Annotated in this window: 22 protein-coding genes; 14 read left to right on the top strand and 8 right to left on the bottom strand. The window is 69.2% G+C overall.

Translation table 11 applies throughout. The features are described 5' to 3' along the window. Positions 1-365: 365 nt before the first annotated feature. Complete coding sequence (gene trxA / locus FOZ76_RS01315) at positions 366-692, top strand: thioredoxin TrxA (protein WP_143946311.1); 327 nt, start codon at positions 366-368, stop codon at positions 690-692. Between the two features lie 148 nt (positions 693-840). Beyond that, positions 841-2097 carry a transcription termination factor Rho gene (gene rho / locus FOZ76_RS01310; protein WP_143946310.1) on the top strand — a complete coding sequence of 419 codons (1257 nt, stop codon included), beginning with the start codon at positions 841-843 and terminating at the stop codon, positions 2095-2097. Positions 2098-2193: 96 nt separating this feature from the next. Here rho and FOZ76_RS01305 read toward each other — a convergent pair whose 3' ends face one another. Beyond that, on the bottom strand, positions 2194-2967 hold the full coding sequence (locus tag FOZ76_RS01305) for a response regulator transcription factor (protein WP_170235247.1): 774 nt from the start codon (positions 2965-2967) through the stop codon (positions 2194-2196). An 89-nt stretch (positions 2968-3056) separates the two neighbouring features. Between FOZ76_RS01305 and FOZ76_RS01300 the strand changes: the two genes are divergently transcribed. Continuing rightward, positions 3057-3449 carry a helix-turn-helix domain-containing protein gene (locus FOZ76_RS01300; RefSeq protein ID WP_143946308.1) on the top strand — a complete coding sequence of 131 codons (393 nt, stop codon included), beginning with the start codon at positions 3057-3059 and terminating at the stop codon, positions 3447-3449. Between the two features lie 194 nt (positions 3450-3643). Here the strand turns inward: FOZ76_RS01300 and gatB are convergent, their stop codons facing one another. The 3 genes from gatB to gatC all read right to left on the bottom strand — a co-directional run bounded on the left by gatB (position 3644) and on the right by gatC (position 7021). Continuing rightward, positions 3644-5104: an Asp-tRNA(Asn)/Glu-tRNA(Gln) amidotransferase subunit GatB gene (gatB, locus tag FOZ76_RS01295; protein ID WP_143946307.1), complete on the bottom strand. Its 1461-nt coding sequence runs from the start codon at positions 5102-5104 to the stop codon at positions 3644-3646. Further along, the gene (gene gatA / locus FOZ76_RS01290; protein ID WP_143946306.1) at positions 5101-6648 is read right to left on the bottom strand and encodes an Asp-tRNA(Asn)/Glu-tRNA(Gln) amidotransferase subunit GatA; all 1548 of its coding nucleotides are present in this window, start codon (positions 6646-6648) and stop codon (positions 5101-5103) included. The genes gatB and gatA overlap by 4 nt, the downstream gene beginning before the upstream one ends. A gap of 64 nt (positions 6649-6712) precedes the next feature. Then, on the bottom strand, positions 6713-7021 hold the full coding sequence (gene gatC, locus FOZ76_RS01285; protein ID WP_143946305.1) for an Asp-tRNA(Asn)/Glu-tRNA(Gln) amidotransferase subunit GatC: 309 nt from the start codon (positions 7019-7021) through the stop codon (positions 6713-6715). 461 nt (positions 7022-7482) lie between these two features. Between gatC and FOZ76_RS01280 the strand changes: the two genes are divergently transcribed. The 5 genes from FOZ76_RS01280 (at position 7483) to rodA (ending at position 13440) form a co-directional block, all read left to right on the top strand. Next, a complete protein-coding gene (locus FOZ76_RS01280; protein ID WP_143946304.1) occupies positions 7483-8526 on the top strand; it encodes a rod shape-determining protein in 1044 nt (347 codons plus the stop codon). Positions 8527-8542: 16 nt separating this feature from the next. Further along, positions 8543-9493 carry a rod shape-determining protein MreC gene (gene mreC / locus FOZ76_RS01275; RefSeq protein WP_143946303.1) on the top strand — a complete coding sequence of 317 codons (951 nt, stop codon included), beginning with the start codon at positions 8543-8545 and terminating at the stop codon, positions 9491-9493. Beyond that, entirely contained in the window at positions 9490-10032 is a 543-nt protein-coding gene (mreD, locus tag FOZ76_RS01270) for a rod shape-determining protein MreD (protein ID WP_246129244.1), read from the top strand. Before mreC ends, mreD begins: the two co-directional genes overlap by 4 nt. A gap of 91 nt (positions 10033-10123) precedes the next feature. Beyond that, positions 10124-12307 carry a penicillin-binding protein 2 gene (gene mrdA / locus FOZ76_RS01265; protein ID WP_211365918.1) on the top strand — a complete coding sequence of 728 codons (2184 nt, stop codon included), beginning with the start codon at positions 10124-10126 and terminating at the stop codon, positions 12305-12307. Continuing rightward, entirely contained in the window at positions 12304-13440 is a 1137-nt protein-coding gene (gene rodA, locus FOZ76_RS01260) for a rod shape-determining protein RodA (protein ID WP_143946302.1), read from the top strand. The genes mrdA and rodA overlap by 4 nt, the downstream gene beginning before the upstream one ends. A 54-nt stretch (positions 13441-13494) precedes the next feature. Here the strand turns inward: rodA and FOZ76_RS01255 are convergent, their stop codons facing one another. Next, on the bottom strand, positions 13495-14391 hold the full coding sequence (locus tag FOZ76_RS01255) for a LysR substrate-binding domain-containing protein (protein WP_143946301.1): 897 nt from the start codon (positions 14389-14391) through the stop codon (positions 13495-13497). A gap of 132 nt (positions 14392-14523) precedes the next feature. Here FOZ76_RS01255 and hglS point away from each other — a divergent pair, with 132 nt between their 5' ends. Continuing rightward, positions 14524-15858, top strand: coding sequence for a 2-oxoadipate dioxygenase/decarboxylase HglS (gene hglS / locus FOZ76_RS01250; RefSeq protein WP_143946300.1), 1335 nt, complete (start codon positions 14524-14526; stop codon positions 15856-15858). A gap of 12 nt (positions 15859-15870) precedes the next feature. Further along, positions 15871-17076, top strand: a complete 1206-nt coding sequence (locus FOZ76_RS01245) for an aminotransferase-like domain-containing protein (RefSeq protein ID WP_143946299.1) — start codon at positions 15871-15873, stop codon at positions 17074-17076. A 110-nt stretch (positions 17077-17186) separates the two neighbouring features. Here FOZ76_RS01245 and FOZ76_RS01240 read toward each other — a convergent pair whose 3' ends face one another. After that, a complete protein-coding gene (locus tag FOZ76_RS01240; protein ID WP_143946298.1) occupies positions 17187-17897 on the bottom strand; it encodes a GntR family transcriptional regulator in 711 nt (236 codons plus the stop codon). A 183-nt stretch (positions 17898-18080) separates the two neighbouring features. Between FOZ76_RS01240 and FOZ76_RS01235 the strand changes: the two genes are divergently transcribed. The 3 genes from FOZ76_RS01235 to FOZ76_RS01225 all read left to right on the top strand — a co-directional run bounded on the left by FOZ76_RS01235 (position 18081) and on the right by FOZ76_RS01225 (position 21246). Continuing rightward, a complete protein-coding gene (locus FOZ76_RS01235; RefSeq protein WP_143946297.1) occupies positions 18081-19076 on the top strand; it encodes a Bug family tripartite tricarboxylate transporter substrate binding protein in 996 nt (331 codons plus the stop codon). Between the two features lie 99 nt (positions 19077-19175). Next, positions 19176-20795 (top strand): PDZ domain-containing protein, encoded by a 1620-nt coding sequence (locus tag FOZ76_RS01230; protein ID WP_246129243.1) that lies wholly within the window; start codon positions 19176-19178, stop codon positions 20793-20795. Next, complete coding sequence (locus FOZ76_RS01225) at positions 20770-21246, top strand: hypothetical protein (RefSeq protein WP_143946296.1); 477 nt, start codon at positions 20770-20772, stop codon at positions 21244-21246. Before FOZ76_RS01230 ends, FOZ76_RS01225 begins: the two co-directional genes overlap by 26 nt. Here FOZ76_RS01225 and mutY read toward each other — a convergent pair. Continuing rightward, positions 21203-22270 carry an A/G-specific adenine glycosylase gene (mutY, locus tag FOZ76_RS01220; protein WP_246129242.1) on the bottom strand — a complete coding sequence of 356 codons (1068 nt, stop codon included), beginning with the start codon at positions 22268-22270 and terminating at the stop codon, positions 21203-21205. The genes FOZ76_RS01225 and mutY overlap by 44 nt on opposite strands. 25 nt (positions 22271-22295) lie before the next feature. After that, on the bottom strand, positions 22296-23120 hold the full coding sequence (gene mutM, locus FOZ76_RS01215) for a bifunctional DNA-formamidopyrimidine glycosylase/DNA-(apurinic or apyrimidinic site) lyase (RefSeq protein WP_143946294.1): 825 nt from the start codon (positions 23118-23120) through the stop codon (positions 22296-22298). A 172-nt stretch (positions 23121-23292) separates the two neighbouring features. On the opposite strand from mutM, the gene FOZ76_RS01210 reads away from it, so the two are divergent. Further along, entirely contained in the window at positions 23293-25086 is a 1794-nt protein-coding gene (locus FOZ76_RS01210; protein WP_143946293.1) for a tetratricopeptide repeat protein, read from the top strand. The last annotated feature ends 29 nt before the right edge of the window (positions 25087-25115 follow it).

Below are 25115 nucleotides of genomic sequence, written 5' to 3'. Positions count from 1 at the left end.
GCGCCGCGTCCGCCGCGCCGGCATGTTGGTTTTTTTTGACAGAAACAGGGATGCATGCAACGCCGTAATCAGGTATTCTGTAACGATTACGGCAGGTATCAGAGGCAGGCAAACGCAGTCCGCCCGTTTTCCTGTCCGGGACGCCAGCCTTGCCGCCCGATCGGTTGCGCATCTGGTTTCGCGTCCCGCGAGTTCACCGGCTCTGTCCGTGTGAACCGGCCCCCGGCACGTATTTATCCATTCCACGCACGCGGGTCAACCATGGCCTTCATGGGCTGGTCGCGCGCGAGTCTCTTTCCGATCCCTACAATCCCTAGCATCAAAACACGCTGGCGCCTACCGCCACTATCCATAGAGGAAATGTCATGAGCGACACGATCAAGCACGTGAGCGATGCGAGTTTCGACTCGGACGTCGTGAACGCTTCCCGCCCTGTGCTCGTCGATTTCACCGCCACCTGGTGTGGTCCGTGCAAGATGATCGCGCCCATCCTGGATCAGGTCGCGACCGAATACGCCGGCAAGCTCGACATCGTCAAGGTCGACGTGGACGACAACCAGGCCACCGCCGCCAAGTTCGCCATCCGTGGCGTGCCCACGCTCATGCTCTTCAAGAACGGCCAGGTCACCGACACCAAGGTCGGCGCCATGTCCAAATCGCAGCTCACCGAGTTCCTCGACAAGTCGCTGTAATCCTCCAAGGGTCCGTCGCGCGCTGCGCGGCGGGCGCGCGACGGCCATCTTGCCGCCGCTCGCCGCCATCGTGCGTCCGCTCCCGCAGGCCGGCCCGCATTCGCCGGGCCGCCACTGGCGCCTCCTTATCTCCCCCTGTCCGCCTTTTATGCACCTGAATGAACTGAAAGCCCAGCACGTCTCGCAACTGCTGGAACTGGCCGCCACGCTCGACATCGAGAACGCCAACCGGCTGCGCAAGCAGGAACTGATGTTCGCCATCATGAAGCGGCGAGCCAAGCAGGGCGAGCAGATCTTCGGCGACGGGGTCCTGGAAGTCCTGCCCGATGGTTTCGGCTTCCTGCGCTCGCCCGAGACGTCCTATCTCGCGAGCACCGACGACATCTACATCTCGCCCTCGCAGATCCGCCGCTTCAACCTGCACACCGGCGATTCCATCGAAGGCGAAGTGCGCACGCCCAAGGATGGCGAGCGCTACTTCGCGCTGGTCAAGGTGGACAAGGTCAACGGCCAGCCGCCCGAGGTGGTCAAGCACCGGATCATGTTCGAGAACCTGACGCCGCTGCACCCGAACAAGCCGATGCGCCTCGAGCGCGACATCAAGAGCGAAGAGAACTTCACCGGCCGCATCCTGGACATGATCGCGCCGATCGGCAAGGGCCAGCGCGCGCTGCTGGTGGCGCCGCCCAAGTCGGGCAAGACGGTGATGATGCAGCACATCGCGCACGCGATCACCGCCAACCACCCGGATGCCACCCTCATCGTGCTGCTCATCGACGAGCGTCCCGAGGAAGTCACCGAAATGCAGCGCTCGGTGCGCGGCGAAGTGGTCGCCTCCACCTTCGACGAACCGGCCACCCGCCACGTGCAGGTGGCTGAAATGGTCATCGAGAAGGCCAAGCGCCTGGTCGAGATGAAGCAGGACGTCATCATCCTGCTCGACTCCATCACCCGTCTCGCGCGCGCCTACAACACGGTGGTGCCGGCCTCGGGCAAGGTGCTCACGGGCGGTGTGGACGCCAACGCCCTGCAGCGCCCCAAGCGCTTCTTCGGTGCCGCGCGCAACCTGGAAGAAGGCGGTTCGCTCACCATCATCGGTACGGCCCTGGTCGAGACCGGCAGCCGCATGGACGAGGTGATCTACGAAGAGTTCAAGGGCACCGGCAACTCCGAAGTGCACCTGGAGCGCCGCCTGGCCGAGAAGCGCATCTACCCCGCGCTCAACCTCAACAAGTCCAGCACCCGCCGCGAAGAACTGCTCATCAAGCCCGAGCTGCTGCAGAAGATCTGGGTGCTGCGCAAGTTCATGCACGACATGGACGAAGTCGATTCGATGGAGTTCATCCTCGACAAGCTGCGCGCCACCAAGAACAACGCCGAGTTCTTCGACATGATGAAGCGTTGACCACGGGCCTGAGCGCGAGCTTCGCCGTTTGCGGCGAGGTCTAGCGAGGCAAGTCCATCCTGGCGCGGGCTGTGGCGGCAGTGCGCTCGCCACGGCTCAGCCCTCCCGGTGGGCGATGCACGGCCCCTGGGCCGAGCGCTCGCCCGACGCGGTGTCGATCATCAGGGCGTCCAGACGATAGCCGCGCCCGGGCAAACTGGCCAGCGGCAGCGTCATCCCGGTTCGCCTCGCCTTGGCGCGCACGCGGCTGACCAGCATGTTCACCGCCTCGGGGCTCACGGGCGCCCCGCTTGCGCTCAGGTGCTCGACCAGGGCCGCGCGCGTTACGGTACGGCCCGATTGCCTTCCCAGCACGGAGACGATGTCGCGCTCGCGCCGCGTGAGTGCGACGCCGTGGCCGTTGGGCGCCTGCAGCCGCCAGCCGTCTTCCGCCATGCGCCAGGGGGCCGACGGCGCCGGATCGGCGCATTCGGTGCTCGTCGTCAATCGGCGAAAGATCGCGTAGATCGTGGCCGCGATGACCGTGAACGGGGTATCGACGCTCAGCCAGGCGTCGGCGCCGAGCAGCAGCGAGCGGATCTGGTCGCCGGTGTTGCCCGGCGTACCCAGGACCACCACCGCCAGGTCCGGCTTGCCGGCGAGGCGGCCGGCCAGCGTGACGGTCGAACCGCCGGCGGCGATGGCATCGAGCGCACAGACCGCCGGCCCATGCTGCCCGCAGGCCTGGATCAGCGCATCCACTGAGGCATAGGTTTGCGTGTCGATTCCGAGCTCGAGCAGGTGCTGGCTGGCCTGTTCGCTGCAGAGCAGACCTCCCGTCAGCGTGAGGAGCCGTAGTTGGGTCACATCGGCGGGCATGGTAAAGCGCAAGGGTTTTTCATGCATGAAAGCATAAATTGACTATGCTGTCATGCATTCCATTTTGCGTATATGGAATGCGGCTGCGTATAGTCCGCCCGATGAGCGACTTGGCAGCCCGGCTTCTCGACCTGATGCGCAGCCACGGGCTGAGGACGCAGAGCCAACTCGCCCGGCGCGCGGGCGTTCGCCAGTCGACCATCCATCGCATTCTGCACCAGCCCGGGTATGCCCCGACGCTCTCGACGCTAGAACGCCTGGCGCAGGCGCTGGGCGTCTCCCTCGCCTGGCTGGCCGAGGGGCACACGCAAAGCGACCCGCGCATCCCGCGCAACCGCGTCTCCGACGTCCCGCCGGCTTACCCGATCTCGAACGACGAACGCCTGGCCGAAGCCTTGGCGATCCTGGAGCGCCTGGACGACGAGGCGCGCACGCATGTCCTGGCCGTGCTGCGCCTGATCGACGCGCCGCCCGGCCGGCGCAATCGCAAGTAAGGCTTCCTACCTTACGCTCCCGCAACGCGCGCAGGCCCGCCGCACACGTCAGGAGAACGGCAGGCCGCAAGAGCATGGGGCCTGCCGCGAATCGATGAGGGACAGGAGTCCGTGGGATGCTGCCTGCGCGCTGAGCGGGAACGTCCCGCTCGCTGGCCGGCCGCCTCGTGCGCGAGAGCGGCCAGACTGTGAATTTACGACTGGCCGAGTTTTTCGCGCAACAGGGAATTGACCTGTTGTGGATTGGCTTTGCCGCGCGCGGCCTTCATGACCTGGCCGACCAGGGAGTTGAAAGCCTTTTCCTTGCCGGCGCGATACTCGGCGACGATCGCCGGATTGGCCGCGATCACCTCGTCGATCATGCCCCCGATCGCGCCCGAATCGCTGATCTGGCGCAGGCCGCGCGCCTCGATCACGGCGTCCGGATCGCCACCGTGTTCGCCGGCCCATAGCGCGGCGAAGACTTCCCGGGCGATCTTGTTCGAGATGGTCCCGTCGTGGATGCGCCCGATCAAACGGCCCAGCATCCCGGCGCTGACCGGGCAGTCGGCGATGTCGCGCTCCTCGCGATTGAGCGTGGCGGCGACCTCGCCCATCACCCAATTGGCGGCGAGCTTGGCCTGGCCGGCCGGCACGGCGCGCGCCGTGGCCTCGAAGTAGTCCGCGACCGCGCGGCTGCCGGTGAGCTGGGCCGCGTCGTAGGCCGTGACGCCGTATTCGCGTTCGAAGCGTTCGCGCTTGGCGCGCGGCAGTTCGGGCAGCTCGGCGCGCACGCGCTCGATCCAGTCCGGCGCGATGACCAGCGGCGGCAGGTCGGGGTCCGGGAAGTAGCGGTAGTCGTGCGCGTCTTCCTTGCTGCGCATGCTGCGCGTCTCGTCGCGGTCCGGGTCGTACAGCCGGGTTTCCTGCACCACCGTGCCGCCGTCCTCGATGAGCTCGATCTGGCGGCGCGCCTCGAACAGGATGGCGCGTTCGAGAAAGCGGAAGGAGTTGACGTTCTTGACTTCGGTGCGCGTGCCGAATTCCTTCTGGCCCAGCGGGCGCACCGACACGTTGGCGTCCACGCGGAACGAGCCTTCCTGCATGTTGCCGTCGCAGATGCCCAGCCACATTACCAGCGCGTGCAGCGCGCGGGCGTAGGCCACCGCCTCGTCGGCCGAGCGCATCTCCGGCTCGGAGACGATCTCCAGCAGCGGCGTGCCGGTGCGGTTCAGGTCGATGCCGCTAGAGCGCTCGCCGTGCGGGCCGGTGAAGTCGTCGTGCAGCGACTTGCCGGCGTCTTCTTCCAGGTGGGCCCGGGTGAGGTTGATGGTGTGTTCTTCCTCGCCGACGAAAAAGCTCAGCGTGCCGCCCTGCACCACCGGGATCTCGTACTGGCTGATCTGGTAGTTCTTGGGCAGGTCGGGGTAGAAGTAGTTCTTGCGCGCGAAGACCGAGCGCGGCGCCACGTGCGCGCCGACGGCCAGGCCGAAGCGGATCGCGCGCTCGACCGCGCCGCGGTTCATGACCGGCAGCGTGCCGGGCAGCGCGAGGTCGACCGCATTGGCCTGCGTGTTGGGCAGGGCGCCGAACGCGGTGCTCGATCCCGAAAAGATCTTGGCGGCGGTGGAAAGCTGAACGTGCGTTTCCAGGCCGATGACGATTTCCCACTTCATTGCGCTTCTCCACCGCGCGCCGCGCCTTCTCCCGGACGGCGGCGATGCCAGTCCGTGGCTTGCTGGTAGGCGTCGGCCACGGCCAGCAGACGGCCTTCGTCGAAATAGTTGCCGATGATCTGCAGCCCCACGGGCCGGCGCGCGTTGGCGCCCTGGCCGAAGCCGCAGGGCACCGACATCCCGGGCACGCCGGCCAGGTTCACGGCCAGCGTGTAGATGTCGGCCAGGTACATGGCCACCGGGTCGTCGGATTTCTCGCCGAGGTTCCAGGCCACGGTCGGGCTCACCGGGCCGGCGATGATGTCGCACTCGCTGCCGAGCACGCGCTGGAAATCCTGGGCGATCAGGCGGCGGATGCGCTGCGCCTGCAGATAGTAGGCGTCGTAGTAGCCGTGCGACAGGACATAGGTGCCGGTGAGGATGCGCCGCTGCACCTCGGCGCCGAAGCCCTCCGCGCGCGAGCGCGCCGTCATGTCGGCGATGTCCGCGTATTGCGCGGCACGGTGGCCGTAGCGCACCGCGTCGTAGCGCGACAGATTGCTCGAGGCTTCCGCGGTGGCGATCACGTAGTAGGCCGGGATCGACAGCTCGGTGCGCGGCAGCGAGATCTCCACGCGCTGCGCGCCCAGCGCCTCGAGCTGGCGCAGCGCGGTTTCGATCGCCTCGGCCACGTCGGCCGCCAGGCCGGCGCCGAAGAACTCGCGCGGCACGCCCACGCGCAGCCCGGCGAGCGGGGCGCTGCCCTGGCCCGACCGGGCCGCGGCGAAGGCGGCGCGGATGCGGCCAGGCTGGTTGGCGGCGCCCTGGCAATCGGGTACCGAGGTGGAATCGCGCTCGTCGAAGCCGCTCATGGCGTCCAGCAGTTCGACCAGGTCGCGTGCGCTGTGCGCAATCGGCCCGCCCTGGTCCAGGCTGGAGCCGTAAGCGATCATGCCGTAGCGCGACACCGTGCCGTAGGTCGGCTTGATGCCGGTGACGCCGCACAGCGAGGCCGGCTGGCGGATCGAGCCGCCGGTGTCGGTGGCGGTCGCGCCGAAGGCCAGGCCGGCGGCCACGGCCGCGGCCGAGCCGCCCGAGGAGCCGCCCGGCACGGCCTGCGCGTCCCAGGGGTTGCGCACCGGCCCGAAGGCGGAGTTCTCGTTGGACGAGCCCATGGCGAACTCGTCGCAGTTGAGCTTGCCGAGCGAGACCGCGCCCGCGCGGCGCAGCTTGTCGACCACGGTGGCGTCGAACGGGCTGACGTAGTCGGCGAGCATGCGGCTGCCGGCCGTCGTGCGCCAGCCCTGGGTGACGAACACGTCCTTGTGGGCGATCGGTACGCCGGCGAGGGGGCCGGCGTCGCCGCGCGCGATGGCGGCGTCGGCGGCGTCGGCCTCGGCCAGCGTCAGCGCCTCGTCGACGTGCAGGAAAGCGTTGTGGGCGGTGTCGGCGGCGATCGCGTCGAGCGCGCTGCGGGCCAGTTCGCGCGAGGACACGCGACGCTCGGCGAGCGCGCTGCGCAGCGCGCCGAGGTCCGCGAATTCATTGTGCAGGGGTAGAGTCATGTGGGCGAGCGGATAGACGTCGGACAGCCCGCGCCGGCAGGCGGCCGCGCGGGTGTGGGCCGGATTACTCGACGACCTTCGGAACGAGGAACAGCCCGTCGTGGGTGGCCGGCGCGTTGGCCATCAGGCGTTCGCGGGCCTCGACGGACGCGGTTTCGGTGACGATGTCCTCGCGCAGGCGCAGGGCGACGTCCTCGAGGGCGGACAGCGGGTGGGCCAGCGGCTCCACGCCCGCGGTGTCGACTGCCTGCAGCCGCTCGATGAGGGCGAAAACGTGGTTGAGGTCGCCCAGCACGCTCGCCTGCTGCTCGGGCGCCAGCGCGATGCGCGCCAGCTTGGCCATGCGAACGACGTCTTGATCGGTGAGCTTCATGCGGATTCCTTGCGGGGCCGCAGGACGCGGCCGTAGCCGTGATTTTGTTTGCAAAAAGACGGCAGATTGTGAGCGGATTATAAGTTATGATTTCGCGTTTACTCCGGTACGCATGTCAGTGCTGCCATGCCCGGCCATAGAGCGAGAACGGGTTGCGCCATCCGCAATGATGGGCGCATGCGGTAGGTGTTCCCGGTAGGGGTGTTCCCGATTGGGACGCCGGCAGTGCCGCTCGGCAGGCGTGGTCAAGGCTGCGTGTACCACGGTGAGCGTCGTCGGGAACGGCGTCGGCAGCGCCCCCAGGGCGGCGCGCCCCGCTCATCCGACGCACAGCCGCATGAACCGAATCGCGACGCCAGCGCCCGTTTTTCCCTGTTGTTTCCTAGATCGACGCGTAGCGCCCGGCGGTATCATGGCCGCACTTCACGCTGCCGGCGCCCGTCCCCAACCGAATTCGCCCCATGTTTGGTTTCCTGCGCAGTTACTTTTCGAGCGACCTGGCCATTGACCTGGGTACCGCCAACACTCTTATTTATGTACGCGGCAAGGGGATCGTGCTCGACGAGCCTTCCGTGGTCGCCATTCGTCACGAGGGCGGTCCCAACGGGAAGCAGAGCATCCAGGCCGTGGGGCACCAGGCCAAGATGATGCTGGGGCGCGTGCCCGGCAACATCGAGGCCATCCGCCCCATGAAGGACGGCGTGATCGCCGACTTCACCGTCACCGAGCAGATGTTGAAGCAGTTCATCCGCATGGTGCACCCGAAGAACCTGCTGGCTCCGAGCCCACGCATCATTGTTTGCGTTCCCTGCGGCTCCACCCAGGTCGAGCGCCGCGCCATCCGCGAATCCGCCATGGGCGCCGGCGCCAGCCAGGTCTACCTCATCGAAGAGCCCATGGCCGCCGCGATCGGCGCCGGGCTGGCGGTGGCCGAGCCCAGCGGCTCCATGGTGGTCGACATCGGCGGGGGCACGACCGAAGTCGCCGTGATCTCCCTGGGCGGCATGGTCTACAAGGGTTCGGTGCGCGTGGGCGGCGACAAGTTCGACGAGTCCATCGTCAACTACATCCGCCGCAATTTCGGCATGCTGATCGGCGAGCCCACCGCCGAACTCATCAAGAAGGAAATCGGCTCGGCCTTCCCGGGCTCCGAAATCCGCGAGATGGAGGTCAAGGGCCGCAACCTGTCCGAAGGCATTCCGCGCAGCTTCTCGGTGTCCTCCAACGAGATCCTCGAAGCCCTGACCGACCCGCTCAACCAGATCATCTCGGCCGTCAAGATCGCGCTCGAGCAGACGCCGCCCGAACTGGGCGCCGACGTCTCCGAGAAGGGCATCGTGCTGACCGGCGGCGGCGCGCTGCTGCGCGACCTCGATCGCCTGCTGCAGGAAGAGACCGGCCTGCCGGTGGTCGTCGCCGACGATCCGCTCACTTGCGTCGTGCGCGGCTGCGGCGACGCGCTCGAGCACATGGACAAGCTGGGCGCTGTCTTCATCAACGACTGAGGGCGGGTTGTAGCCAATGCTGGGAAGCGCGCCCTCGCTGTTCAGGCACGGCCCGCCAGCCTGGGTACGCCTGTCGATCTTTCTCTTGCTGGCCGTCTCGATGATGGTCGTGGATGCACGCTGGCGCGTGCTCGACGTGGCGCGCCAGTACATCGGCGTGGCCGTCTATCCCTTTCAGTACGTGATGCTGCTGCCGCGCGACGCGGCGCGCCAGCTCACCGACTGGCTGGACACCGCCGAGCGCATCCGCGCCGAGGACGAGGCGCAGCGGCAGCGCCGCATCGAGGTCGCGCAGCTCGCCACCTATGCCGCCCAGCTCCTCGAGGAGAACGCCCAGTTGCGCCGCCTGCTGGGCGCGGCGCAGCAGGCGCCCGCTGATCCGGCGGTGCTGGTCGAGCTGCTGTACGAATCGCGTACCCAGGTCGAGCAGCGGCTCATCATCAACAAGGGCGAATTCGCCGGCATCAAGGCCGGCAACCCGCTGATCGACCAGAACGGTGTGGTGGGCCAGGTGGTGCGGGCGGGCTCGGTCACGTCGGAGGTCGCGCTGCTCACCGACCGCGTGGTCTCGGTCCCGGTGCAGGTGCTGCGCAACGGCGTGCGCGCCATCGCCTTTCCCGCGGCCACGCCGGGCAAACTGGAACTGCGCTACGTGCCGGTCGACGCCGACATCCTCGTGGACGATCTGCTCGTCACCAGCGGCCTGGGCGGCTGGTTTCCGGCCGGTCTGCCGGTGGCCCGCGTCGAGGAGGTCGCGCACGACCCCGTCACCGGCTACGCGCGCGTCGTGGCCCAGCCGGTGGCAGGCCTGGACCGCTACCGTCATTTCCTGGTGCTGCGTACATCGGGAACCGATCTGCAGAGCATCGAGCCGAGCGCCGCGCCGCCAGCCGAGGAGGCCGCCGAGTCCAGCCAAGGGGCGCCCGCGGCCATGCCCTCGCGCGCCAAGCCGGAGGTGGCCGGATGATGCCGTCGCCAGGCCTGTCGGCCACACCGCGCCGTTCCATGAAGCCCCAGCGCCTGCTGGGCGCGGCGAGCGGCTGGTTCGTCGCGGTCACGCTTTTTGCTTCCTGGCTGCTCAACCTGTTGCCTTGGGGACGGTGGCCGGGCGTGCCGGACTTTTTCGGCATCGTGCTGCTGTTCTGGAGCGTGCATGCGCCGCGCCGCGTGGGCATGACGGTGGGCTTCGTGGGCGGGCTGCTGCTGGATGTGCACAATGCGCGATTGTTGGGTGAATCTGCCCTGGCGTATACACTCATCGTTTACTGGGCAGTCGCCTGGCGCGGTCGCATCCTGCGGTTCGGGCCGGCCGCGCAGACGCTGCATGTGCTGCCGGTCGTCGTTCTTTCGCTGGGGGCGATGGTCGCGTTGCGCAGCCTGCTCCTGCTGACGTGGCCCGGATGGTGGTGGCTGGCCGATTGCCTGGTGACGGCGCTGCTCTGGCCCTTCGTCACGTGGCTGTTGCAACTGCCCCAGCGGATCGCCGCCGGCAGCGACCCCACCTAGTCGCCGGGCAACGTACGTATTGCTTTGTCGTCTGTCCTGAATTGTTTTGCGTGCGCGCTGCCTTGCGCGTCGAGCACGCCTCCCGGTTGCCATGGTCGAACTCAATAACCAGCGCGAGCAGACCCGTGGATTCCGCGTGCGATTGGTCGTCGCGGCCACGGTGGCCCTGGCATGCTTCGGCGTGCTGGGCGCGCGCCTATGGTGGTTGCAGGTCGTGCAGCACGGCGACTACGTCACGCGCGCGGACAACAACCGCATCTCGGTGCAGACGCTGCCGCCGCGCCGCGGCGAGATCTTCGATCGCAACGGCGTGCCGCTCGCGCGCAATGTATCCACCTGGACGCTGGAGATCACGCCCGCCGAAGTGGGCGGGCGCATCGACGACATCATCGAGGCCGTGGCCGAGGTGATCCCGGTAACGGCGCTGGACCGCCGGCGCTTCAACCGCCTGCGCGCCGAATCGAGCCGCTTCGACAGCATCCCGCTGCGCACCAGCCTGACCGAGGCCGAGGCGGCCCTCTTCGCGGCCCAGCGTTTCCGCTTTCCCGGCGTCAACCTGCAGTCGCGCTGGATGCGCGAGTATCCCCAGGGCGAGGCGGCGTCGCACGTGATCGGCTACATCAACCGGATCTCCCAGGCCGACGTCGAGCACCTGGAAGAGGCGGGCCGGATCGGCAACTACCGCGGCACGCAGCACATCGGCAAGCAGGGCGTGGAGAAATCCTACGAGGAAGTGCTGCACGGCCAGGCCGGCGCGGTCGCCCTCGAAGTCACCGCGCGCGGGCGGCCCGTGCGCGAACTGCGGCGCACCGAGCCGGTGGCGGGGCGCGACCTGCGCCTGTCGCTGGACATCCATCTGCAGCGCGTGGCCGAAGCCGCGCTGGGCAATCAGCGCGGCGCGCTGGTCGCCATCGAGCCGGCCACCGGCGACATCCTCGCCTTCGTGTCGCAGCCCTCGTTCGACCCCAACCTGTTCGTGAATGGGATCGACGTCGAGAACTGGAAGCTGCTGTCCGAGTCGCCGGACCGTCCGCTCATCAACCGGCCGCTGTCGGGCACCTATCCGATCGGCTCGACCTACAAGCCGTTCATGGCGCTGGCCGGCATCGAATACGGCGTGCGCGGCCCGAACGACGTGATCCACGACCCCGGCTTCTTCGAGCTGGCCGGGCATCGCTTTCGCAATGCCGGCAACGCGGCCTACGGCGCGACCAACATGCATCGCTCGCTGGTGGTGTCTTCGGACACCTACTACTATTCGCTCGCCTCCGAGCTGGGCGTGAACCGCATCCACGACTTCATGAAGCCCTTCGGCTTCGGGCAGATCACCGGCATCGACCTGGAAGGCGAGAAGACCGGCGTGCTGCCCTCGACGGAGTGGAAGCGCCAGGCCTATCGCAAGGCGGAAGACCAGCGCTGGTACAACGGCGAGACGGTGTCCGTGGGCATCGGCCAGGGCTACAACAGCTTCACCATCCTGCAGCTTGCGCAGGCGACCGCGGTGCTCGCCAACGACGGCGTCTACATGAAGCCGCACGTGGTGAAGTCGGTCCTGGCGAGCAAGCACGAAGGCGAGGTGCTGACCGTGCCCAGGGAGAGCTACCGGATTCCGCTGCAGCAGCGCAACATTGCCCTGGTCAAGGCCGCGCTGGCCGACGTGAACCGCTCCGGCACCGCTCGGCGCGCCTTCCAGGGCGCCCCGTACGCGGCCGCGGGCAAGACCGGCACGGCCCAGGTCTTCAGCCTGCGCGGCGAGAAATACCGCGCCCACCAGGTGGCCGAGCGCCTGCGCGACCATGCGCTCTACATGGCGTTCGCGCCGGTGGACAAGCCGCAGATCGCCCTGGCGCTGCTGGTGGAGAACGGCGGCTGGGGCGCGTCCACCGCCGCGCCCATCGCCCGGCAGGTGTTCGACTACTGGCTGGTGGACCGCGCCGCGGTGTCGCAGCTACAGGCGGCCAACGAGGCGCCGCCCGGGGCGGCCACGGCCGCCGGCGCATCGCCCTCGCGGCAGGGCGCGGCAGCGCAGACGGCGCAGGCCGTACCCGCTGCGCCGCCCTCGCAGCCGGCCCGCCCGGCGGGGGCGCCCGCCCAGCCCGCCAGCCCGCCTGTCCCGGCGCGCGTCGCGCAGGTGCCGGACGCGGCATCCGATGCCGGCAACCGCACGAGCGGTCCGCCACGCGGCGGCGCGCCCGCGGCCACGTTTTCGGAGCGCACGCTGCCCATGAGCATTTCGGCCACCGCGCCGTTGATTCCCCCGCGTGAAGAACCATGACCGAGATCCTGAAGCGCGTCGCCTCGCGCGTGTTCGTCTTCGACGTCTGGCTGCTGCTGCTGCTCGGCCTGCTCGCGTGCGTGGGCATGGCGACCATGCAGTCCGCCGTGGGCGGTACGCATGGCCGTTTCGCCGAACAACTGCGCAACTTCGCCATCGCCCTCGCCGCGATGTGGGTGGTGGCGCAGGCCACACCGCAATTGCTGATGCGGCTGGCCTGGCCGATCTACCTGCTCGGCGTCGTCCTGCTGACCCTGGTCGAAGTGGCCGGCACCACCCGGCAGGGCGCCACGCGCTGGCTGGACCTGGGCGTCACCGTGATCCAGCCCTCGGAGCTGATGAAGATCGCCGTGCCCATGATGCTGGCGTGGTACTTCCATCGGCGCGAAGGCTCCTTGCGCGTGCGCGACTTCCTGGTCGCGGGCCTGCTGCTGGCGGTGCCCTTCCTGCTGATCGTCAAGCAGCCGGACCTGGGCACGGCGCTGCTGGTGTTCGCCGCCGGCTTCGCGGTGATCTACTTCGCCGGCCTGTCGTTCAAGCTGCTCGCCCCGATCGCGCTGGTGGGCGTGGTGAGCGTCGGGCTGGTCCTCACCTACGAACACACCCTGTGCGATCCCGAGTTCGACTGGGTCGTGCTGCACGAGTACCAGAAGCACCGTGTCTGCACGCTGCTCGACCCGACCACCGATCCCCTGGGCAAGGGGTTCCACACCATCCAGTCCTCGATCGCGATCGGCTCGGGCGGGGTGTTCGGCAAGGGCTACATGAACGGCACGCAGAGCCAGCTCGACTTCGTGCCCGAGCGCACCACCGACTTCATCTTCGCCGTCTATGCCGAGGAAATGGGCATGCTGGGCGGCATCGTGCTGCTCGTGCTGTATTTCATGCTGCTGATGCGCGGCCTGGGCGTGGCCTGGAGCGCGCCCAACACCTTCACCCGCCTGCTGGCGGGAGCGATCAGCATGGTGTTCTTCGTCTACATCTTCGTGAACATCGGCATGGTGGCGGGGGTGCTGCCCGTGGTCGGCGTGCCGCTGCCCTTCATGAGCTACGGCGGCACGGCGCTGCTCACCCTGGGCGTGGCGGCCGGGCTGCTGATGTCCATTCACCGGCACCGCATCCGGCGCGTCTGAGCGCGGGCGGTTGCGCAGGCCGGCGCTGGTTCGGCGCTGCCGGGCGGCTGCGGGCTATGGCCCGGCCTCGGCGGCGCAGGTATCCAGCAGCCATTGCCGGAACACCGTCAGCGGAAAATAGGCCGCCCGCGCCACCGGCCACATCAAGTGGTAGCAGCCGGTGCTGGCCTGCGGCTCGCCCCAGGCCGGCACCAGCCTGCCGGCCGCCAGTTCGGCCTCGAACATGAAGGTGGGCAAGAGGCCCACGCCGAGCCCGGCCAGCGCCGCCTGGCCGACGAACTCGTACTGATCGACCAGCATGCCGGGCACGCGGCCCACGTCCACGCCCTGCGCGCGGAACCAGCGCTCCCAGGCGTCCGGCCGGCTCTCCAGGTGCAGCAGGGGCGCGTCGAGCAGCTCGAGCGCCTGCGCGAAGGCGTGGCGCGTTCTGAGCGCCGGGCTGCACAAGGGCAGCACGCGTTCTCCCATCAGCCTTGCCGATTCGGTGCCGGGGCGCTGCGGCTCGCCGAACTGGATGGCCGCATCCACGCCGTCGTCCTCGAAGTTGTGCAACTGGCTGACCAGGTTCACCGCGATGTCCGGATGCGCCGCGCGAAACGCGGGCAGGCGCGGCACCAGCCAGCGCGCGCCGAAGGTGGGCGGCAGGGCCAGATTGAGCGCGCCGCCCGTCGGGCTCGCGCGGAATTCCAGCGAGGCGTTGGCGATGCGCGTGAGCGCGTCGCGCACCTGCAGCGCGTAGTTCTCGCCCGCCAGCGTGAGCCGCACGGTCTGGCGTTCGCGCACGAAGAGTTCGGCGCCGAGCGCCTCCTCGAGCGCGCGGATCTGCCGGCTCACCGCGCTCTGCGTGAGGCTCAGCTCGCTGGCCGCGGTCGTGAAGCTGCCCAGGCGGGCGGCCGCCTCGAAGGCGCACAGAACGGCGGTGGAGGGTAGGTACTGTCGCGGGAAACGCATGGCAGGTCATTCCTTTTCAGAATGATATCAGTGGAAATCATCGTTTGCGGTGGCGTTTTCAGCTCAAATAGAATGTTTGCCTGGTCTGCCCATGCGTAGATGGAATCAACCGACCCGATAGGCCGAACGCCAATGTCCGCTCACGTCTCTCCCGATGTCATCCGTGCGCGCTTTGCCGACGCGATGTCCGACATGTACCGCCTGGAAGTGCCCCAGTACGGCACGCTGCTCAAGATCGTCGCCGACATCAACCGCCAGACGGCCGATGCCGCCGGCCTGACCGACAGCGACGCCCGCCTGGGCGTGGAGCGCCACGGCGCCATCCGCCTGGGCACCGCCGAGGAGCTGGCCACCATGCGGCGCATCCTGGCCGTGATGGGCATGTACCCGGTCGGCTACTACGATCTGTCGGTGGCGGGCGTGCCGGTGCACTCCACCGCCTTTCGGCCGGTGGCCGAAACCTCGCTCGAGGCCAACCCGTTTCGCCTCTTCACGTCGCTGCTGCGCCTGGAGCTGATCGAGCCGGCCGAGCTGCGCGAGGACGCCAGGGCCATCCTGGCCCGCCGCCGCATCTTCACCGACGGTGCGCTCTCGCTCACCGCCCGGGCCGAGCGCGACGGCGGCCTGGACGAAGCCGCCGCCGATGCCTTCGTGGCCGAGGTGCTGGAAACCTTCCGCTGGCACGACGAAGCCACCGTGGACGCCGACACCTACCGCCGCCTGCACGGCGCGCACCCGCTGGCCGCCGACATCCTGTGCTTCAAGGGCCCGCACATCAACCACCTCACGCCGCGCACGCTGGACATCGACGCGGCCCAGGTGCGCATGGGCGAGCAAGGCCTGAAGGCCAAGAACTTCGTCGAGGGCCCGCCGCGCCGGCGCTGCCCCATCCTGCTGCGCCAGACCAGCTTTCGCGCCCTGCAGGAGGCCGTGCGCTTTCCGGGCGAGGGCAGCGCCACCGACGGCACGCACACCGCCCGCTTCGGCGAGATCGAACAGCGCGGCGCGGCGCTCACGCCCAAGGGCCGCGCGCTGTACGACCGCCTGCTGGCCGAGGCGCGCGCGGCCGGCATCGGCGACGCCCAGGGCTATGGCGCGGCGCTGGCCCAGGCCTTCGCCGCCTTTCCCGACGACTGGGATACGCTGCGCCGCGAGGGCCTGGCGTATTTCCGCTACGACGCCAGGGGCGAGCTGCCCGCGGGCGAGCCGGACCTGGAGGCGCTGATCGCGCAGGGGCTGCTCGCCGCGCATCCCATCACCTACGAGGATTTCCTGCCGGTCAGCGCCGCGGGCATCTTCCAGTCCAACCTGGGCGGCGAGGAACAGCAGAGCTACGCGGCCAACGCGGCCAAGGCCGAGTTCGAGCGCGACCTGGGCGCCGCGGTGCAGGACGAGTTCGCCCTTTACGCCGGGCTGCAGCAGGCGTCGATCGACGCTCTGCGTCGATCCGTGCGCGCGGCCGCCTGAGCCGGAGGCCGCATGTCGTTTGCGTTTGCCGAACGCTACCGCGAGCCCGCGGGCTCGCCGATCCGCGAACTCTTTCCCTACCTGTCGCTGCCCGGCATGATCTCGTTCGCCGGCGGCTATCCCTCGGCCGGCCTGTTCGACGCCGAGGGCCTGCGCGTGGCCGCCGGCAATGCCTTGCTCGAGGCCGGCGCCAGCCTGCAGTACGGGCCGACCCAGGGCGACCCGCTGCTGGTGCAGGCCCTGGTCCAGGCCTGCGGCGCGCGCGGCATCGCCTGCGCGCCGGCCGACGTGCTCGTCACCACCGGCTCGCAGCAGGCCTTCGACCTTCTCGTGCGCACCGGCATCGACCCGGGCGATGTCGTGTGCGTGGAATCGCCCACCTATCCGGCCGTGCTGCAGACCCTGCGCCTGGCCGGCGCGCGCATCCAGGACGTGCCCGTCGACGCCGAGGGCCTGGACGTGGATGCGCTGGCCGACTGGCTGCGCGGCTGCGCGCCCGCGGATCGGCCCAAGCTTGTCTATACCGTCCCGACCTTCTCCAACCCGAGCGGCACCACGCTCTCGCCCGCGCGGCGCGAGGCCCTGGTCGCGCTGGCGCGCGAGTATGGTTTCCTGATCGTCGAGGACGATCCGTACAGCGAACTGCGCTTTGCCGGCGCGCCGGTGGCGAGCCTCTACCGCGTGGGCGCGGCCGCGGGCGGCGGCGACAATCCTGTGATCTACCTGTCCAGCCTGTCCAAGACCGTCGCGCCCGCACTGCGCATCGGCTGGATGGTCGGCCGGGCGGACGTGCTGCGCCGTTGCACCGTCGCCAAGCAGACCGCCGACCTCTGCACCTCCGGACTCGCCCAGCGCATCGCCGCGGCCTATCTCGACAGCGGCCGCTACGCGCCCACCGTAGCCCGCGCCTGCGCCGAGTACGCCGCGCGCATGCGCGCCATGATGCAGGCGCTGCGGGCAGACCTGGCCGAATGGCTGGACGCCGTCGAACCCGCCGGCGGCATGTTCGTCTGGGCGCGCGCCCGCCGCCCGCTGGATGCGGAACGGCTCTTCAAGGCTGCCGTCGAGGCGCGCGTGCTGTTCGTCCCGGGCAAGGCCTTTCGTGCCGTGCCCACGAGCGGGACCGCCCTGCGGCTGTCGTTCGCGGCGAGCGGCGTGGAGGCGATCGAAGAGGGGATGCGGCGCCTCGGGCAGGCGCTGCGGACGGTGCCCGGGTAGGGATTCTCGGTGTGTCGTTCAGCGGGCGATCACCGGGCAATCGATCGCCTCGATCGCCATGGAGAAGGCCTGCGTTTCGATGCCTGTCGATACATTCCGCCTGCCGTCGCTCACGCGCCGGCACCGGCGCGTGCCCGGTGCATGCCCTCGATGATCGCGCGCTTGTTGTCCCGGCTGCGCCGCGCATGCTCGCGCATCAGCGCTTCGGCGCGGCTGCCTTCGCCCTGGACCAGGGCTTTCAACACATCCTCATGGTCGAACTGGGCGCGCTGAACGAAGGCCAGCTCCACCAGCGGCTGCACGCCGCTGACGCCCAGGGCGCCTGCGCCCGCCATCGGGTTCTTGGCGACTGCCGCCACTGCAGCGCCGAGCGCCGGGTTGCCCGCGCCCTGGATGAGGGCATCATGAAAGCGCACATTCATCGCCGCCCATCGGCCGGCGTCCAGGCCGGCCTCGTCGTGTGACGCGCCTTCCAGCAACTGCCTGCCTTCCTGCACGCAGGCCTCGAGTTCGCGCACGAGCACGGGCGTGACCCCGGCTTCCGCGATCAGACGCACGGCCATGCCTTCCAGGGTGCCGCGCACGTCGATGGCCATGGTCACGTCCTCGAGCGTGAAGTGGCGCACACGGAAGCCGCGCGTGGGCAGGCGCTCGAGCAGGCCTTCGGCCGCCAACTGACTCAGCGCCAGGCGCAGCGGGGTGCGCGACACGCCCAGTTCTTCGGACGCGTGGACTTCCCGTATCCGTTCGCCGGCGCGCAGCTCGCCCGCCAGGACGCGGCGGCGCAGTTCGGTGGTGACGCGCTCGATGTGTGAACTCACCTCTGGTGCTCCTTGCTCGCCGTGACGCCGGGCATTATTGCATGCAAAGCTGTGTCGCCCAGGCCAAGGCCGCTGTGTTTTCACATTTTCTGCATGCAGAAATCTTGAAATCCTGCGTGTTTTCTGAGATTCTTCGCTCGTTTGCATGCAGAAGATCATCGACAGAAACCGAGGAGACAAGAAATGCATACCTTGAGGAAGGCCGCAAGGCTGGGCTGCTGTGCCCTGTCGGCCCTGGTGTTCGCGTTCGCCGCGGGCGCGGCTGCTGCTGCCGCACCGTCGTATCCGGCCAAGCCCATACGGCTGATCGTGCCGTTCCCGGCCGGGGGCGGCGGCGACACCCTGGCCCGCCTGGTCTCGACCCGTCTGGAGGCCCAGCTCGGGCAGACCATCATCATCGAGAACCAGCCCGGTGCGGGCGGCAATATCGGTTCGGCTGCCGCAGCCCGGGCGCAGCCGGACGGCCATACCCTGCTGTACGGCACCAACGGCACCTTCGCGATCAACCACGCGCTGTACAAGTCGCCGGGCTTCGCGCCTGAGGACTTCACGCCGGTGGCGCAGCTCACCCGCATCGGCGCGCTCTTCGTCGTGCGGCCGGACCTGCCGTACCGCACGCTGCCTGAACTCGTCGCTGCAGCCAAGGCGGCGCCACACAAGCTGACGGCGGCCTCGGCCGGGAACGGCACCACCTCGCATCTGGCGCTGGAGATGCTCAATTCGCAGGCGGGGGTGCGCATCATGCACATCCCCTACCGCGGCGGCGCATTGGCGATCGCCGACGTGATGGGCGGACAGGTCGACATGATGATCGATGTCGTGCCCAACACCGGCCCGCAGGTGCGTGCCAAGCGCGTGCGGGCGCTGGCGGTCAGCACGGCCGAGCCGCTGCAGGAATTCGCCGACCTGCCTTCCGTCGCGCAAGCGGCCAACCTGCCCAACTACGACGTGGTGGCCTGGGACGGAATCTTCGCACCCAAGGGAACCCCGCCCGCTGTCGTGCAGCGCCTGGGCGAGGCCATTCAAGCCGCCCTTGCCGAGCCGGACCTGCGCGAGCAGTTGCGCCAGCGCGGCGCCGAGGTGGCCCATCTGGAGGGAGACGACTTTGCGGCCTTCATCGCCGACGAACGCAAGCGCTGGGGCGCGGTGGTCGAGCAGGCCGGCGCCCGCATCGACTAGGGCGTATCGACGTGCGCCTTTCATGAGCGCTTGGCCCGGCTGCTCCGCAGACCGGGCGCGCCGCCCCGGCATCCATTTCCGACCAGGAGACCCGACCGTATGAGCCATCCCGACCATCCAACCGCCCGCGACATCGCCGGATTCCCCCGTCACGCCGCGCCGCCGTTGCGGGCCAGCCGGCGCCCGCGCTGCCCGCCCTTCGTGCAAGTGCATGATGCCGACCAGTTGCTGCCCTATCTGGAGCACGTGGCGCGCCGGCCCTACAACCACGGCCTGAACGCCTGCTGGGATCTCAAGCCGGGCGAGCGGGTGCTGCTGCGCGTGGACAACTGGCACAGCGAGCTGACCATCCAGGCCTGCCAGAAGATTCTCGAGAAGTACGGCGTGAAGTACGAGATCCAGAAGATCGACCGCGGCCCGGTGCCGCAGTGGCGCGGCGAGGATGAAGTGGACTACTACCTCTTTCGCACCAAGGAACTCGCCGAGTGGATGGACTGGTGGGAAGAAGAAGAGAAGAAGCAGCAGTACGACAAGATCCTGATGGGCTACGGCGGGCCCGTGCTGGCCGAGCGCTACATCAAGATCCAGCGCATGCCCTTCATCACGCCGGAGATCCTGGCTTCTCCGGCGCACGCCATGCCGATCGAGGTCATCAACGCCATCGACCGCTGGACCTGGGACCGCATCCGCACGGCGCGGCGCGTGCGCATCACCGATCCCGAAGGTACGGACATTTCCTACACCAACCACGACGAATACTGGGACGAGCGCCGCGAGTTCTACCATCCCGACCTCGTCAAAGCCACCTGGCGCGGCAACGAGCACTTCGGCAAGACCTACCTGCCGGGCCACATCACGGGCCGGCCCTGGATGTTCCACCCCACCAAGGAGGACGCCTGCGGTGTGATCGCCGGCACGACCAACCACATCGCGCCCTGCGACTGGACTCAGCTCGTCGTCGAGAACTCGCGCATCACGAGCATCAACGCCGGCGGCGCCTTCGGCGACAAGCTGCGCGACGTGATGGAGCGCACGCGCGATCTGCAGTACCCCACCTTCCCCGGCAAGGGCATCATGCACTGGTGGGAGGCATCGATCGGCACCAACCCGCACATCCACCGTCCGCGCAAGGATTTCCCGTCCGGTTTCGTCAACTGCCTGTACGAGCGCGTACGCTCGGGCGTCATCCACATGGGGTTCGGCACCATCATTTCCTCGGTGGCCGAGCGCGAAGCGGCGCGCCAGGGGCTGCTGGTCGGGCATTGGCACCTGCACCTGTACTTCCCGACCTATACCGTCGAGCGCTCGGGCGACAACGAGAACGTGATCGAGAACGGCCGCCTGCTGGCGCTGGACGACCCGGACATCCGCCGTCTGTGCGCCAAGTACGGTGACGTCGATCTCTGGCTGGACGAGAGCTGGAACCCGGCGGTACCCGGCATCAACATGGCGGGCGACTATTGGGAGCACTACGCGCAGGACCCTCTGCACTGGGTCAAGACCGAACTCGAAGTCTGCCGCAACTACCACCCCATGTTCATGCGCATGGTCGAGGCCGACGACAAGTATTGCCATGGCGAGGGCGCGCGCTGGTGGAAGGGCGGTTGCTGCAACCACAGCGGGGTCATCGCGAGCGCGCTGGAGGGCAATTGCTGCGGCGACGATGCGGCGCAGACTGACGCCCAGGCGGGCCATGGCTGCTGCTCCGGGAACGGCTGACCGGCTGGCGGGCGGCCGCCGCCGTAGCGTGTGCGCCGGCGGTCTTGCGCTGGCGATGCCAGGCGTGGCGGCGGTCCTGCTGGACGGCGCGTCGCTCACCGCCGCCATCTTCCTCTCGCGCTGCGCCGAGCTGGGGTTCGCGCAGTCGGTGGTGGCGGGGTTCAGTCCCCGGGCCCACCTGCTGGCCTTCCCCTGGACCTCGGCCTGGATGCTGTACGCCTGCGTCGCGGGGCGCCGCGCATCGCGCGCGGCGCTGGCCGTGCTGGGCATGCTGCTCTACATGCCGGTGCTCTGCGCGCTCGCGGGTGCGTTCGCCGCCGCCTGGCCGCCGGCCCTGCGCGCTCACGCCTTCGCCGGCACCATGTTGGTCGCCATGGTGCTGGTGCATCGCGCCGCTGCCTGGTGCGTCAGAACAATCCGCCTTGCCGCCGATCGCACAGCAGCTTCTTGATCGGCGCGGGCAATCCGCCATCGGCCAGCCGCTCGGGCTCGAGCCATTCGTGGCGATCCGCCTCGCGCAGGGCGATCCCGGCGGCGGCCACGCGCCACGGCGTGGCGGTCAGGCGAAAGTGCGTGAATGTATGGACGAACGGGTCCAGGCGGTCGATCTGCCCCGGCTCCACGCCCAGGCGGCGACAGGCCGCCGCGGCGTCCTCGCCCTCGAACTCGGGCAGGCTCAAGAGGCCGCCCCAGATGCCGCTGGGCGGGCGGCGCTCGAACAGCGTGCGGCCCCGGTGCTCGACCCACAGCAGATGGGCGCTGCGCTCGGGCACGGCCTTGCGCTTGCGCGGCGTCGGCAGTTCGTGCTGGCGCGCCTCGCGCAGCGCAACGCAGGTCTCGCGCACGGGGCAGCGCGCGCAATCCGGCACGCCGCGCGTACAGAGGGTGGCGCCCAGGTCCATCAGCCCCTGGGTGTAGGCGCGCATGTCGTCCGCCTGCGCCGGGCCGGGCGCGGGCAGCTCGGCGTCGGCGCGTTCCCACATGCCGGCCTGCACTTTGGCCGAGGCCGGGTCGCCGGCCATGCCGAAGTGCCGGGCAAAGACGCGGCGCACGTTGCCGTCGAGGATCGCGGCCCGCTCGCCGTAGGCGAAGGCGGCGACGGCGGCGGCCGTGGAGCGGCCGATGCCGGGCAGGGTGGCGATGCGCTCGGCGTCCGGCGGGAAGCGGCCTTCCCACTGCGCGACGATCTCGCGCGCGCAGCGATGCAGGTTGCGCGCGCGGGTGTAGTAGCCCAGGCCGGCCCATAGCGCCATCACGTCGGCGTCCGGGGCCGCCGCCAGGCTGGCGACGTCGGGGTAGCGGGCGAGGAAGCGCTCGTAATAGGGAATCACCGTGGCCACCTGCGTCTGCTGCAGCATGATCTCGGAGAGCCAGATGCGGTAGGGGTCGCGGGTGTTCTGCCAGGGCAGGGCATGGCGGCCGTGGCTGCGCTGCCACCGGATGATGCGTTCGGCGAAGGCGTCGGAAATGGGCATGGGGATCACGGAGGCGGCTGCATCATCAGAACTTCTGGCAGCGGGGGCAGTAGAAGGTGGCCCGCTGGAACTGCACGATGCGCTTGATCGGCGTGGCGCAGGCGCGGCAGGGCAGGCCCTCGCGGCCATACACCCGGCTGTCGATCTGAAAGTAGCCCGAGCTGCCGTCGCTGTGCACGAAGTCGCGCAGCGAACTGCCGCCGGCGGCGATGGCCTCGGCCAGGGTGGCCTTCACTTCGTCCGCCAGGCGTAGGCAGCGCGGCAGGCTCAGGCGCCCGGCCGGCGTGCGCGGGTGGATGCCGGCGCGGAACAGGCTTTCCGAGGCGTAGATGTTGCCCACGCCGACCACGATCTCGCCGCCCAGCAGCGCCTGCTTGATCGGCGTGGCCCGCTTGCGGGTCATGCGATGCAGCAGATAGCCGTCGAAGGCCGGATCGAAGGGCTCGATGCCGAGCGTGGCGAGACGCGGGTGCGCGAGTACGGGCCCGTCGTCCTGGGCGTGCCAGAGGACGGCGCCGAACCGGCGCGGATCGCGCAGGCGCAGGATCAGGCCGTCGAAGACCCAGTCCACGTGATCGTGCAGGCCGGGCGGGGCGTCCGGCTCGACCACCCGCAGCGAGCCGGACATACCGAGGTGCACGAGCTGGGTACCGTTGTCGAAACGCAACAGTAAATACTTGCCGCGGCGCGCGGCTTCGCGCACGGTGCGGCCGGCCAGTTCGGCCGCCATGGCCGGCGGCACGGGCCAGCGCAATCGGGCGTCGCGCACGTCCAAGCGCCGCAGGACGGCGCCCTCGACGTGGGGGGCGATGCCGCGGCGCGTGACTTCGACTTCGGGTAGTTCGGGCATGAAAGGTGCGTTGGCGCGTCGTTCGAGGGACGCAGGGGGCGGGTTGCGCCCGAGGTTTCGATCGGCAGAATACCAAAGCCGGCGGCGTGCTCGCCGACATGGCGGCGGATCATGGGAAAATGGGGGTAGGTAAGGCCGCCGCAAGGCGCGCTGTAACGAGCGGAAAGCGTTGATGCTGCTGAAAATCGTAAAGAATGCCGGCGCCGGCCTGGCGCTGGCGGCGGGTCTGGGCATGTCCTTGCCCGTGGTGGCGCAACCGGCGCAACCCGGCGAGTACATGGATGCGGTCCCGATAGTGGGCGAAGAGGCGCCGATGGTGGCGCAGCTTCCGGACGTCGCGTTGTCCGGCGAAATCCTGTATCAGATCCTGGTCGCGGATTGGGCGGCGCAGAACGGCGCCTGGGCCACGGCCACCAGCACCGCGCTGGAGCTTGCGCGCAATACCCGCGATCCGCGCCTGGCCCGGCGCGCCCTCGAGTTCGCGCTGGCGGGCGACAATCTGCCGCGCGCCTGGGACGCCGCCCGCCTCTGGCTGGAACTCGCGCCGCAGGATCCGCAGGCCTATCACACCGAGTTGATGCTCGCCGCCGCCAACGGCAATACCGAGCACCTGGTCGAGACCCTGCGCGCGCAGATCGCTGCCGCCAACGACAAGGGCGAGGCCATCGTGCAGGCGCAGCAGGTGCTGTCGCGGCTGGCGGACAAGCCGCGCGCCTTCGAGCTGCTCGACCAGATGGTCACCGGCGAGCTGCGCAATCTGCCCGAGGCGCACGCCGCGCTCGCCCAGTCGGCCTTCGACGCCGGCGATCACCGGCGCGCCGTGACCGAGGCGCGGGCGGCCCTGGCCGCGCGGCCCGACTGGGAGCTGGCGGCGGGCATGGTGCTGCAGTTCGGCCTGCTGGTCGAGCCGCAGCAGGCGCTGGCCACCGCACGCAGCTTCGCCGAGCGCCATCCCGACGCGCGCGATCTGCGCCTGGCGCTCGTGACCGCCCTCGTGCAGCGTGGCGACTACGACGGCGCCATCGGCGAGCTGCGCGCCATGGCGAAGTATTCGCCCGAGGATTTCGTGCTGCTCTACCTGCAAGGCGCGATCAGCTACGAGGCGGGGCGCCCGCGCGAGGCCGAGAAGTGGCTCAACGAGTACATCCAGGTCGAGACGCGCCGGCGCTCGGCCAGCCAGGACGATTTCGACCCGACCTCCAGCCTGGTGGATGCCCAACTGCTGCTCGCGCGCATCGCCGAGCAGGAGGGCCGCTACGACCAGGCCTACGGCATCCTGGCTTCCATGACCGCGCCCGAGGCCCGCTTCCCCGCCCGCATGCGCCAGGCCGTGGTGCGCGCCAAGCAGGGGCGGGTGGACGACGCCATGCTGCTGCTCGATTCGGCCAACCCCGAGGACGAGCGCGAACAGGTGCTGCAGACCCTGGTGCGCGGCCAGATCCTGCGCGACGCGGGCCGTTCCTCCGACGCCATGCGCGCGCTGGAGGGCGGCGTGGCCATGCTGCCCGAGAACACCGAGCTGCGCTATGAGCTCGCCATGCTGTACGAGCAGAACGGCCGCCTGGACGACATGGAACTGCAGTTGCGCCGGGTCATCGCGATCGACCCGACCAGCGCGCACGCCTACAACGCACTGGGCTACACCCTGGCCGACCGCAACCAGCGCCTGGATGAGGCCGAGCAACTGATCCAGCGCGCCCTGCAGCTCGAGCCCAACGACGCCGCCATCCTCGACAGCATGGGCTGGGTGCACTACCGCCAGGGCAACTACGCCGAGGCCATCGAATACCTGGGCCGCGCTTGGCGCCTGCGCTCGGATGCCGAGATCGGCGCGCACCTGGGCGAGGCACTCTGGGCCGACGGCAAGAAGGAAGAAGCCATGCTGATCTGGCGCGCGGTGCAGACGCGCAGCCCCGACGACCCCTTGCTGCGCAGCACGCTGCAGCGCCTGGGGGTGCAGCCGTGAACGTGCTGCCGCTCGGGAACGAGCGCAGT

This window comes from Verticiella sediminum (genome assembly GCF_007558815.1).
In the GTDB taxonomy this organism is placed as follows: Bacteria; Pseudomonadota; Gammaproteobacteria; order Burkholderiales; family Burkholderiaceae_B; genus Verticiella; species Verticiella sediminum.
This window is presented reverse-complemented; position numbering and strand designations above follow the sequence as displayed.